Origin of the sequence: Pseudomonas sp. SWRI99, assembly GCF_014270125.1 — a bacterium.
In the GTDB taxonomy this organism is placed as follows: Bacteria; Pseudomonadota; Gammaproteobacteria; order Pseudomonadales; family Pseudomonadaceae; genus Aquipseudomonas; species Aquipseudomonas hamedanensis.
This window is the reverse complement of the sequence record NZ_JABWQR010000010.1, coordinates 1-12,027: the sequence shown is the minus strand read 5'-3', so window position 1 is coordinate 12,027 and position 12,027 is coordinate 1. Positions and strand designations below refer to the sequence as shown.

General features: G+C 61.6%; 11 protein-coding genes. 6 read left to right on the top strand and 5 right to left on the bottom strand.

What is annotated here, in order from left to right; translation table 11 throughout:
• Window positions 1-85: 85 nt before the first annotated feature.
• The 4 genes from HU743_RS10045 to HU743_RS10030 form a co-directional block, all read right to left on the bottom strand.
• Window positions 86-1,054: a Gfo/Idh/MocA family oxidoreductase gene (locus tag HU743_RS10045; RefSeq protein ID WP_186648415.1), complete on the bottom strand. Its 969-nt coding sequence runs from the start codon at window positions 1,052-1,054 to the stop codon at window positions 86-88.
• Window positions 1,055-1,064: 10 nt separating this feature from the next.
• A complete protein-coding gene (locus tag HU743_RS10040; RefSeq protein ID WP_186648414.1) occupies window positions 1,065-1,952 on the bottom strand; it encodes a Dyp-type peroxidase in 888 nt (295 codons plus the stop codon).
• 84 nt (window positions 1,953-2,036) lie between these two features.
• On the bottom strand, window positions 2,037-2,774 hold the full coding sequence (locus HU743_RS10035; RefSeq protein ID WP_186648413.1) for a DUF72 domain-containing protein: 738 nt from the start codon (window positions 2,772-2,774) through the stop codon (window positions 2,037-2,039).
• Between the two features lie 10 nt (window positions 2,775-2,784).
• A complete protein-coding gene (locus HU743_RS10030; RefSeq protein WP_186648412.1) occupies window positions 2,785-4,572 on the bottom strand; it encodes a thiamine pyrophosphate-requiring protein in 1,788 nt (595 codons plus the stop codon).
• Window positions 4,573-4,755: 183 nt separating this feature from the next.
• Here HU743_RS10030 and HU743_RS10025 point away from each other — a divergent pair, with 183 nt between their 5' ends.
• On the top strand, window positions 4,756-5,256 hold the full coding sequence (locus HU743_RS10025; RefSeq protein ID WP_186648411.1) for a cupin: 501 nt from the start codon (window positions 4,756-4,758) through the stop codon (window positions 5,254-5,256).
• A 195-nt stretch (window positions 5,257-5,451) separates the two neighbouring features.
• Complete coding sequence (gene yghU, locus HU743_RS10020; RefSeq protein WP_186648410.1) at window positions 5,452-6,291, top strand: glutathione-dependent disulfide-bond oxidoreductase; 840 nt, start codon at window positions 5,452-5,454, stop codon at window positions 6,289-6,291.
• Between the two features lie 104 nt (window positions 6,292-6,395).
• Here yghU and HU743_RS10015 read toward each other — a convergent pair whose 3' ends face one another.
• Window positions 6,396-7,328, bottom strand: a complete 933-nt coding sequence (locus HU743_RS10015; protein WP_186648409.1) for an AraC family transcriptional regulator — start codon at window positions 7,326-7,328, stop codon at window positions 6,396-6,398.
• A 562-nt stretch (window positions 7,329-7,890) separates the two neighbouring features.
• Here HU743_RS10015 and HU743_RS10010 point away from each other — a divergent pair.
• The 4 genes from HU743_RS10010 (at window position 7,891) to HU743_RS09995 (ending at window position 11,813) form a co-directional block, all read left to right on the top strand.
• The gene (locus HU743_RS10010; RefSeq protein WP_186648407.1) at window positions 7,891-9,240 is read left to right on the top strand and encodes an MFS transporter; all 1,350 of its coding nucleotides are present in this window, start codon (window positions 7,891-7,893) and stop codon (window positions 9,238-9,240) included.
• Between the two features lie 100 nt (window positions 9,241-9,340).
• The gene (locus HU743_RS10005; RefSeq protein ID WP_186648406.1) at window positions 9,341-10,033 is read left to right on the top strand and encodes a fumarylacetoacetate hydrolase family protein; all 693 of its coding nucleotides are present in this window, start codon (window positions 9,341-9,343) and stop codon (window positions 10,031-10,033) included.
• Window positions 10,034-10,066: 33 nt separating this feature from the next.
• Window positions 10,067-10,825 (top strand): SDR family oxidoreductase, encoded by a 759-nt coding sequence (locus HU743_RS10000; RefSeq protein ID WP_186648405.1) that lies wholly within the window; start codon window positions 10,067-10,069, stop codon window positions 10,823-10,825.
• Between the two features lie 31 nt (window positions 10,826-10,856).
• Window positions 10,857-11,813 carry a 2-hydroxyacid dehydrogenase gene (locus HU743_RS09995; RefSeq protein ID WP_186648404.1) on the top strand — a complete coding sequence of 319 codons (957 nt, stop codon included), beginning with the start codon at window positions 10,857-10,859 and terminating at the stop codon, window positions 11,811-11,813.
• Window positions 11,814-12,027: the final 214 nt, after the last annotated feature.

The window sequence follows — 12,027 nt, the reverse complement described above, 5'->3', positions numbered from 1 at the left end:
TCCTGTCAGCCAACTGATTGGCTATCTGAACCACCGCTATCGCTGGCAAGCCAGCTCCCACAGGGAATTGTGCAGGTTGGGAAGGTCAGTCGCGCTTGAGGATCTGGTCCATGACCCAGTCGGTCTTGAGGGCTTGCTCGGCCACGGCGGGATGGCGGGATTCGCCGCGAATGTGCGCATTCATCCCGAGCACGTGATGCCACTGAATATGCTCATGATGAGCAATCTCCAGACTGATCTCCTCATCGGCAAACAATTGCAGCGGATGCTCGTCAAACACCGAAAAGCCGATCCGCCCCTTGCTGCCGATAATTTCGACGCGGTCTTCGCGCCGGTCCGCGACAAAGCTCCAGCAGCCCATACCCAGTGCTCCCGAGGCAAACCGCCAACTGGCACTGACCGCATCTTCCGCCGTATATAGCCCCGCCTGCCGTGCGGTGAAACCGGCGACTTCAACGATGTCGCCGAGCAAATACTGGAACAGGTCCAAACCATGGCTGGCCAGATCGGCAAAATAACCACCGCCCGCCACCGCCGGATCGGTGCGCCAATTGTCACGGCCCTCCAGATCCACCGGCGACGGCGCTTTGGTCAGTGTCCAGCTCAGGTGGCGGACCTCGCCGATACGCCCTTCCTCCAGCCACTGGCGCACTTGCGCGAAGCGCGGTAGCGAGCGGCGGTAATAGCTGACAAACAAATGCAGACCGGCAGCGGCAAACGCCTGCTGCATCTCGCGGCTCTGCCCGGCGTTGAGCGCCATGGGTTTCTCCACACAGCAATGCTTGCCGGCGGCGGCGACTTTCAGGCTGTAGGCGTGGTGGCTGTCGGGTGGCGTGGCGATGTACACCGCGTCCACCTGCGGATCGTTGATCAGCGCATCGACCTCGGTGTACACCCGTTCGATGCCGTGACGCGCGGCGTAGTCGCTTACCGCTTCAAGGCGACGGCCCATCACCGCCACCAGCGCCGAACCGGGCGCCTTGTAAAAGGCCGGTCCGCTCTTGCGTTCCGCCACGCTGCCACAACCGATCATGCCCCAGCGCACCACGTTCATGCCCCAGTCCTCAGCCGATGCGCAGAGCGCGCAGATCGAGGTGACCGTCCTTGAGCGGCGGGCACCAGTAATAGCCGCCGGTAATCGGTCGGCTGATGCGATACAGGCCATCGGTGATGCCGTCTTCCAGACCGCTCATACGCCGCAGTTGCGCTTCGAAGGCATCCAGCGAGAAGCCGAAAGCCAGGAACATCAAACCCGCGCGATCACCTTCGATCCATGGCATCGAACGGCGCACGACAAACGCCTCCGGCGCGAAGCTTTCCTGGGCGGTACGTTTGACGTGAGCGGAGATTGGCGCGTCGTCGATTTCTTCGTTATCGCTCAAGCGACGGCCCATGATGGCGTCCTTGGCCTCGGCAGATAAACGCTGAAAACCCTTGAGGTCGTGCTGCCACTGCTGGATGGCGGCGAAGCTGCCGCCGATCAATCCATCAGCACCAGTGCTTTGCAGCGCGGCGGCAATGGCGGCGTCATCGTGCGGGTTTTCCGTGCCGTCTTCGTAACCGGTGAGATCGTGGCCGTCCATGTGGCGGAAGGCTTCCTGCACCTGCACCAGGCGCAAGGCCGGCGCCAGCGCGGCTTCGAAGGCGTCGCAACGGTTGAGCAGTTCACCGCGGTCGACGCCGTGCAGCCAGACCCACAGCGCGTGCTGGGTCGACGGGTTGTTCACGCCGACGCCGGTCATTGCCGGGAAACTGCGCAGGCCGTCGATTTCTACATTCAGCGCCTTGGTCAACGCCTCACCAAAGCCAACCACCGCCGACTTGCCATCCACCAGCATCAGCAGGTTGTCGATCGCTTGCGGCAAGGCTTCAACCGACGCCAGGGCGAAAAACAGATGACGTGCTTGCGCAGGAACAGGGGTGGCGAGGATGCCCGGCTGGTAGTAACTCATGTGAACTCCTTGAAAAAGTGCGCGGAGTTTACCTGTAGCCGGACGGTTTGTGTGGGTTCCGATAGCGGCCATGAGGCCATCGTATCAGCGCTCGCTGACTTCGGTCAGCGCGCTCAATGCCAACGCATTGGCGGTGGCAGCGCCGCTGGCGGTGTTATCGAAGATGCACCAAGTGTCTTTGCCCACGCCGCTCGCGCTTTGCAGGACCTGAGCAAGGCGCTGGAGATAAGCCAAGTCGTAGGCGCTGTGATAGATGCGCGGCGAACCATGCAGGCGCCAATATTGCAGGCCTCGCCAGCCGCCCGGCGCCGCGTCGGTGCTGATCCGCGACGGATCGACTACCGCCCGGGCAATCTGCAAATCCTGCAACAGCGCCTCGGCCTCGGTCCACGATTCGTGTCGCGGCTCCAGCACCACGGCGCCCTGGAAACGTTCGCGCAAGACGCGAAAAAACGCCTCGGCAGCGGGCGCATCGAACGCCAGTTTCGGCGGCAATTGCAGCAGCAGACAGCCTAGTTTTTCACCCAGACCTTCGCACTGTCCGAGAAACTCATCGAGCGCAGCCACGCTGCCCGCCAGACGCTGCTCATGGCTGATGAGCTTGGGTACTTTGACTGCGAAGCGAAAGCCTGGCGGAACCGAATCGGCCCAACGCTCATAGGTCTGCCAACGATGCGGGCGATAGAACGAACTGTTGATTTCCACACAGTTGAAACGCGCCGCATAGCGTTGCAGATGCGTGCCCTCCGCCGGGAAGGCCGGCCAGTGCTCGCGGCCAAGGCTTGAGCCCGCGCAACCGATGAAAATCGCTGGTTCGTTCAAGCGCCTGGCATCATTTCTTGCGCGGCAGCATGGCGCCAAGCACCTGCTTGGCCGTTTGCACGATCACCCCCGCCTCGTCCGGATCGCCTTTGAGCAGGGTCGTGGCGAAAGCCTTTGCCTGCTCCAGCTTGATGTGCGGTGGCAGCGGCGGCACGTTCGGGTCGGTCTTGAACTCGATCAGCACGGGCACATCCGAGGCCAGTGCCTGCTCCCAGGCCGCCGCCACGTCTTCTTCGCGATCAACAAAGATGCCTTTGAGGCCGATGGAAATGGCGAACAGGTGATAGGGCACATCGGGGATGCTTTGCGATGCCTCGAACTTCGGATCGCCCTCCATCACCCGCTGTTCCCAGGTCACTTGGTTGAGGTCCTCGTTGTTGAACACTGCGCAGATCCATTTCGGGCTCGCCCATTGCCGCCAGTATTTGGCAACGGTGATCAGCTCGGCCATGTTGTTCATCTGCATCGCACCGTCGCCGACCAGGGCAATGACCGGGCGTTCTGGAAAAGCGAATTTGGCGGCGATCGCATAGGGCACCGCAGCCCCCATCGAGGCCAGGCCACCGGACAACGAGCATTTCATCCCGCGGCGGATTTTCAAGTCACGGGCGTACCAGTTGGCGCAGGAGCCGGAGTCGCTGGTGATGATCGCCTGATCGGGCAAGCGCGGTGACAGTTCGAACACCACGCGTTGCGGATTGATCGGCTTGGCCTTGGCCATGGCGCGCTTTTCCAGGGTTTTCTCCCAGGTGCTGCGCCAGCCTTCGACTTTTTTGCGCCACTTGTTCGAGGTTTTCTGCTCGAGCAAAGGCAACAGCGCGGCGAGGGTTTCGGCTGAATCGCCGACCAGATTGACCTCCATGGGGTAACGCAGGCTAAGCATGTCCGGTTGCAAATCGATCTGCACGCCGCGCGCCTGGCCTTCCTTGGGCAGGAATTCGGAATAGGGAAAGCCCGAGCCGACCATCAGCAAGGTGTCGCATTCGCTCATGAGCTTGTAGCTGGGTTCGGTGCCGAGCAGGCCGATGCTGCCGGTGACCCACGGCAGATCGTCGGGCAAGGCCGCTTTGCCGAGCAAAGCCTTGGCGACGCCGGCGCCGAGTTTTTCCGCCACGGCGATCACCTGGTCGGTCGCTTCCAGCGCCCCGGCACCGACCAGAATCGCGACTTTCTCGCCGGGGTTGAGGACCTCGGCGGCGCGCTGCAAATCGGCGTCGTAAGGCACGACTTTCGGCTTGCTGTAGCCGACGCCGGAATGCGCGGTGCCGTGAGCGCGGGGTGGTTGCTCGTAAGGCAGATCCTGCAAATCGTTGGGCAGGATCAGCGCAGTGACGCGGCGCTCGCCCACAGCGGTGCGCACGGCGCGGTCGAGCAGATGGCGCACCTGTGCCGGCGCCGAAGCCTGCTGCACGAACGCGCCGGCGACGTCCTTGAACATCGACACCAGGTCCAGTTCCTGCTGGTAATGACTGCCCAGCGCCGTGCGCGCCTGCTGACCGACAATGGCCAACACCGGCATGTGATCCATCCGCGCATCGTAAAGACCAGTGATCAGGTGTGAAGCGCCGGGGCCGGAGGTGGCGATACACACGCCCAGCTCACCGGTGAATTTGGCGTGCGCCGAGGCCATGAACGCGGCCATTTCCTCATGTCGCGCCTGTACGAATTCGATCTTGCCTTTCGCCCGGGCCATGGCGCCGAAGACGCCATTGATACCGTCGCCCGGATATCCAAAAATCCGCGTAACGCCCCATTCGCTGAGCCGCTCGACCAGAAAATCCCCTACCGTCATCGTCATCTCGATCCTCGCCTTTCACCGCTGCATGGATGTGTAAGGGTCTGGACAGTGAGGTGCGCGGCGAAGTTTCGATGGATTGCACTCGGGCCGGAACTGCGCACGGCGCCGGGGCGGCCATTGACGAATTTATTGAGGCGAGCACCCTGCCCTGCGGTCGATTAATGAATGATCGGAGGATTCATCATGAATGAAGTGCAAACCTTGCTGCTCGAACGCAACGACTGGGTGCCAAACAATCCGCGTCTGCCGGTGTTGATCTATCGCAACGCGATTGCCATCGAGGGCGACGATCCGGCGGTGCGCTTCGAGCAGGTTTTCAGCGCCAATGGCTGGCCGCCGCAGTGGCGCTACGGGGTCTATGACTATCACCACTACCACACCGAAGGCCATGAAGTGCTTGGCGTGGCGGCAGGCAAAGCGCGGTTGATGCTGGGCGGGCCCGATGGCCACGCGGTCGAGGTCAACGCCGGAGATGCGCTGTTACTGCCGGTCGGGACCGGGCATTGCAACCTGTGGTCGAGTGAAGATTTCCTGGTGGTGGGGGCGTATCCGCCGGGGCAGCAAGCGGATATTTGCCGGGATGCGCCGAGTGAAGAGCAGTTGGCGCATATTGCGAAGCTTGCATTTCCTGAGACTGACCCGGTGCAGGGAGCTGGTGGAGCTCTGGCGCACCACTGGGGCTGATGGTTCAACACAAATCCCTGTAGGCCTTCGCCTGCTCGCGATGGCGGAGTGTCAGGCAAATAAAGTATTGACTGATGCACCGCTATCGCGAGCAGGCTCACTCCTACAGGGGATTTGGGTTGGGGGCTGGCACCCGCCGGCATTTTTCCCTACGGTGTCTACCTACGCCATCCCAGCATCGACGAGGTACGTTTCATGAGCAAAACGTCTTACGTTCCGCCCAAGGTCTGGAAACACGAAGCCCCTTCCGGCGGCCACTTCGCCAGCATCAACCGCCCGGTCGCCGGGCCGACCCATGACAAGCCATTGCCGGTCGGCAAGCACCCGTTGCAACTGTATTCGCTGGCCACACCCAACGGCGTCAAGGTCACCATCCTGCTTGAAGAACTGCTCGCGCTCGGGCACAGCGGGGCCGAGTACGATGCGTGGCTGATCCGCATTGGCGAAGGCGACCAGTTCTCCAGCGGCTTCGTCGAGATCAATCCGAATTCAAAGATTCCCGCACTGCTCGATCGCAGCGTCGAACCGCCGATCCGGGTGTTCGAGTCCGGTTCGATCCTGCTGTATCTGGCGGAAAAATTCGGCGCCCTGCTGCCCAGGGATCCGGCCGGGCGCACCGAAACCCTCAACTGGCTGTTCTGGCAAATGGGCTCGGCGCCGTATCTGGGCGGCGGTTTCGGACATTTCTATGCCTACGCGCCGGAGAAGCTCGAATACCCGATCAACCGCTTCACCATGGAAGCCAAGCGGCAGCTGGACGTACTGGATCGCCGTCTCGCCGATAACCGTTACCTGGCCGGCGACAGCTACACCATCGCCGACATCGCGGTCTGGCCGTGGTACGGGCAACTGGTGCGCAACAACGTGTATTCGGCGGCGGAGTTTCTCGCGGCGCATGAATACACCCACGTGCAGCGCTGGGCGGAAGAAATCGCTCAGCGGCCGGCGGTTATTCGCGGACAGCGGGTGAATCGTACCTGGGGCGATGAAGAGAGTCAGGTGCCGGAGCGGCATCAGGCACAGGATCTGGACTGAGACCGAAAACCGCATAACCCTGTGGGAGCGAGCTTGCTCGCGAAAGCGGAGTATCAGACAACGCATCTGTTGAATGACACACCGCGTTCGCGAGCAGGCTCGCTTCAAGTGTCGAGCGGCGTTTGCGGCGTATCCGGATTGAGCTGGCGGCGGCGAAACTGCCCGGGCGGCTGACCATGGATCTGGCGAAAACGGCGCGAGAAATACGCCTCGTCGGCAAACCCGCACAAGCGCGCGACTTCGCCCACCGAGCGCGTGCTGTTGAGCAGAAAATTGCGTGCGGCGTGCATGCGCCGTTCCAGCACCAGTTCGGTGAATGTCTTGCCGATTTCCTTGCGCAGCCAGTGCGTCAGGTAAGTCGGTGACAGATACGTCGCGGCAGCGACCTTGATCAGGTTGAGATCGGGATCGGCGATGTTCTTGCGCAAGTATTCGAACATCCGGCTCAGAGCGTCACGACGGCTGTTCTCCGCAGCATTCTCCTCCGCCAGACGCTTGAGTGGTTCGGCATAGAGAAAACACACGCTGCCAATCAGTTGCAGCAACAAGCCCTTGAGCATCTCCCGTGTGCCGAACTGACGGTTTTCATCGAGGGTGCGCATCTGCTCGATCAAGCCGCACACCTGAGTGAAATCTTCGTCGCCAAGGATGAAGTCCAGATGCTCCTGAAAGCGGAACGGCGACAGCTCCGGCGCCAACAGGATCGAGACCTCTTCCAGATCCATCGGGTCGCACTGCAAATGCGGCAACAGAAAGGTCTGGGAAAAGTTGATCACCATGAAATTGCTGTCCGCCGGGTGCGGAATGACGTGTACACGATGGGGCAGGATGAACGCCAGAGTGTTGCGCGGGAATGGCCGTTGCACGCTGCCGATGTGCTGAACGGTGTCGCCACCGAGGTTGATCTGAATCTGAAAATACTCATGGCGGTGAGGACTGGTCTCGGCGCGCCGGCCCTTTTTGTCGCGAATATAGAAATCGGTCAATTCGCTGCGTTGCTGCATGACGTAGGTCGGGATACGGCTGAGTGACGACATGGGTGGGGAGTCCTCCGGGCAGTGAGGTGGCGTCAGTCATCTTGCAGGGTTGGGCTGAGGGCGGCAACAAGTCATACGATGACATCAACGCTCGGCAACTATTTCCCCTGCTGAGTGGCAATGCGCGTGTCCAAAAACAAGATTCTTTTTAATTCCTGAAATGTCCTTATTAATCAAACAGTTATCACTGTTTAGCAGGTCGGACCGCCAACGATATTCAGATTTATGTTTTTGGACAGGTTAGCCAAAGTTGTTTCCCTCAAGAAAAAACGTTCTAACACCTCGGTTGATTTAGCGATGTTGTACGACCACTGTAATGACCAACGCAGCCCAACCTCTTTCAAAAACAATCAAAGGTGCGCACGTCATGATCCTGCTATTCCCCCTCGCCACCCCTCTCGACCTCACCTTGATGACAGTCGCAGACCGACGTTGTTGAACGTCTGAAGCCTGCGCTTCAGCCACGCCCGCTTCACGTTCGATTGCCCTGCCCGCCATCTACGGGCAACGGCATCGGCTGCTCGAAAAATCTCGACTCTTCTAACAATAACGAGGTCTTTGCATGTCCAACTCTCATTCCTCCAGTGCCACCGTGCCGCCGGTGATTGCCGGTTCACGCGATGCCGTCTCGGCACAGCGGCTGCCAACCCGGCGGCGCTGGTTCATGCTGTCGTTGTTGCTGATTGCGACGATCATCAATTACATCGACCGTGTGAACATCTCGATTGCCGCGCCCTTCATGGCCAAGGATCTTGGCCTGGACAAGATCGAGATGGGCCTGATCTTTTCCGCCTTCGCCTGGACCTACGCCCTGGCGCTGGTGCCGGCCGGCTTCATCGCCGACCGTTTCGGCTCGCGCTTTACCTACGGCGTTTCGCTGATCAGTTGGTCGACCGTCACCGTCTGCCAGGGTTTCGCCACCGGGTTTGCCTCGCTGTTCGGCCTGCGCCTAGCCGTCGGCGCCATGGAAGCTCCGGCCTTTCCGGCCAACAGTCGTGCGGTCACTGTGTGGTTTCCGGCGCGAGAACGCGGGCTGGCCAGCAGCATCTACGTCTGCGGCCAATACCTGGGCACGGCGCTGTTCACCGGCGCACTGCTCTGGCTGGCGACCACTTTCGACTGGCGCCATGTGTTCTACAGCACCGGCGCACTCGGCATCGTGTTCGGTGTGTTGTGGCTGTATCTGTATCGCGATCCGTTGAACTGCAAAAAAGTCAGCCAGGCAGAATTGCAGTACATCGAAACCGGCGGCGGTCTGGTCAAGAGCAGCCAGCAACGCACCCGCTTCAACTGGCGGCAGGTTGCCGAACTGTTGAGCTATCGGCAGGTCTGGGCGATCTGCATCGGCAAGTTCGCCAGCACCTCGGCGCTGTACTTTTTCCTGACCTGGTTCCCCACCTACCTGATCGAAGAACGCAAGCTGACCATGATCAAGGCCGGGATCTTCGCCGTACTGCCGTTCGTGGGCGCCACGGTGGGGATTTTGCTGGCCGGCATCGTCTCGGATCTGCTGATCCGTCGCGGCTATTCGATGTCCTTCGCACGCAAGCTGCCACTGGTGGTCGGTTCGATGCTGGGCATGTCCATCGTGCTGGTGAACTTCACCGATTCGAACCTGATCTGCATCGCCGTGCTGACCATCGCCTTCTTCGCCCAGGGCATCGCGTCCTCGTCGTGGGCGGCGGTGTCGGAAGTGGCGCCGAAAGAGCTGATCGGTCTTACCGGCGGCGTCACCAGCCTGGCCGCGAACATCGGCGGCATCGTCACCCCGATCGTGATCGGCGCCATCGTCCATGCCACCGGCACCTTCGCTTACGCCTTCTGGTTCATTGGCGGTGTGGCGCTGATCGGCACCCTCTCCTACTCGTTGCTGCTCGGACGCTTGTACCGCATCGAGCTGAAAGTGCGCTGAGGCAAAAAACCCCGTTTTCTCCAAACGCAGGCGGCTTTCGTCCAACTTCGCCGACGCCAGCCGCCGTACGCTGCTTACTTCAAACAGGATGCCCCGCAGGATGAACATGACCGAATACGTCTTTACTCCGGATCTGCCCGTGACCTTGCCGGTGCTCGGCACTGAACAACGCTTCCCCGTCGGCCGGGTGTTTTGCGTCGGCCGCAACTACCCGTGGCCCGACAGCCAGGGCCAGTCGCGCCAGCCACCGGTGTTCTTCATGAAACCGGCAAGCTGTGTAGTCGATGCCGTCGGCGACGTGGCCTTCCCCACGCTGTGCGAGGACTTCGTTCACGAAATCGAACTGGTGGTGGCCATCGGTGAAGGCGGCGCCAACATTCCCGAAGAACAGGCGCTGGCCTACGTCTGGGGCTACGCCGCCGGCCTCGACCTGACCCGCCGTGATGTGCAGCGCGCCGCCAAAAGCAACGGCTTGCCGTGGGAAGGCGCCAAGGTGTTCGACGGTGCCGCGCCAATGACCGCCGTCGTTCCGGTAAGCCGCTCTGGCCATCCCGAGGGTGAGTTATGGCTGAACGTCAATGGTGCAGAACGCCAGCGCGACAACCTCGACAGCCAGATCTGGTCAGTCAGTGAAGTGATCAGCCGCATCTCGCAATCCGTGGCACTGCGCGCCGGCGACCTGATCATGACCGGCAGCCCGGCGGGCGTCGATGGGCTGCAACCAGGCGATGTGATCAACGCCGGCATCGACGGCATCGGCCAACTGGAAATGCGCGTCGGCCCACGGACCTGATCCGTCGGCCTTTGAAAACAGGAGAACAATAAAATGACCACCCCTTTGAAAGTCGCGTTGGTGACCGGTGCCGGTAGTGGCATTGGCCGCGCCGTGGCGCTGGGCCTGATGGCCGACGGCTTCACCCTGGTGCTTGCCGGACGCCGGCCCGAGCCGCTGCAGGCGCTGGTTGAATTGGCGCAAAGCCAGGGACACTCGGCGCTGGCGGTGCCCACCGACGTGCGCGACCCGGCCAGTGTCGACGTCCTGTTCGCCACCGTTGCCGAGGTCTATGGCCGCCTCGACGTGGTCTTCAACAACGCCGGGGTCAACGCACCCGCCGTGCCGCTGGATGAACTGACGTTCGAGCAGTGGCGCAACGTGATCGATACCAACCTGAACGGGGTGTTCCTCTGCGCTCGCGGCGCCTTCGGGATAATGCGCAAGCAGCAGCCACAGGGCGGACGAATCATCAATAACGGTTCGATTTCTGCGCACACCCCCCGCCCGTTCAGCAGCGCCTATACCGCCAGCAAACACGCCGTGCTGGGCTTGACCAAATCCCTGGCGCTCGACGGTCGCGAATTCAACATCGCCTGCAGCCAGATCGACATCGGCAATGCCCTGACGGAAATGTCGGTACGCATGACCCAAGGCGTACGCCAGGCCAACGGCAGCATCGCCGTGGAGCCAATGGTCGACGTCAAACACGTCGCCGACGCCGTGCGCTACATCGCCGGCCTGCCGCTGTCGGCCAACGTCCTGAACATGACCGTCATGGCCAGCTCCATGCCGTTTGCCGGCCGCGGTTGAGCCGGCCTTTTTATTGCGTAACGAGGTAGCCATGAAGCCAGAAATCCTGCAACTGAGCCCGATCCTGATCCCCGAAATCAATACGCGTCTGGACGAACTGTTCACCGTGCGTCGCTACTTCCAGCAAACGGACAAGCCCGCGTATATAGAAGAACACGGCGCCAACATTCGCGGCGTCATCACCGGCGGACACACCGGCATCAGCCAGGCGCTGATGGCGCAACTGCCGAACCTGGAAGTGGTCGCGGTCAACGGCGTCGGCACCGACGCCGTTGACCTGGCCTACGCCCGCGACCGCGGCATCCGCGTCACCGCCACTATCGGCGCCCTCACCGAAGACGTCGCCGACCTCGCTATCGGCCTGCTGATCTCCGTGTGCCGTGGCCTGTGCACCAGTGATCGTTACGTGCGCTCCGGCCAATGGCCGCACAGCCCGACACCGCTGGCCCCGCTGCCCCTGGCCCGCCAGGTATCGGGCATGCGCATCGGCATCGTCGGCATGGGCCGCGTCGGCCGCGCCATCGCCGTACGCGCCGCCGCCTTCGGTTGCCCGATCAGCTACACCGACTTGCAACCGATGAGCGACGTACCGCACACCTTCGTCGCCGACCTCAAGCAACTGGCGCGCGACAGCGATGCGCTGATCCTCGCCGCTGCGGCTGACAAGGGCGAAGCGATCATCGATGCGCAAGTGCTGCATGCGTTGGGCAAGGACGGTTATCTGATCAACGTGGCGCGGGGCAAACTGGTGAACGAAGCCGATCTGGTTGCGGCGCTTTCTGCCGGCGAAATTGCCGGGGCCGCGCTGGATGTTTTTGTCGATGAACCAAACGTGCCGCAAGTGTTGTTTGGCAACGAACAGGTGGTGCTGCAACCGCATCGGGCCAGCGCCACGTTGCAGACCCGCACGCGCATGGGGGAAATGGTGGTGGCGAGTCTGGTAGATACGTTTGCGGGGAAAGTGCCGGTTGGGTGTGTGACGGGGTGAATCGGGTTTGGGGATGCGGCATGTCGCTCGCACATTTGCAGCGGGTACATCCGGTGAAAATTGGTCGGCTGGCAGGCCGCCTTCGCTGGCAAGCCAGCTCCCACAGGTTTCGTGGCTTGCTGGAATTCACCAGCACTCGGATTCCCCTGTAGGAGCGAGCCTGCTCGCGATGGCGTCACGTCGGGCAGCTTATCGGTGTCTGACTTGGCGCTAT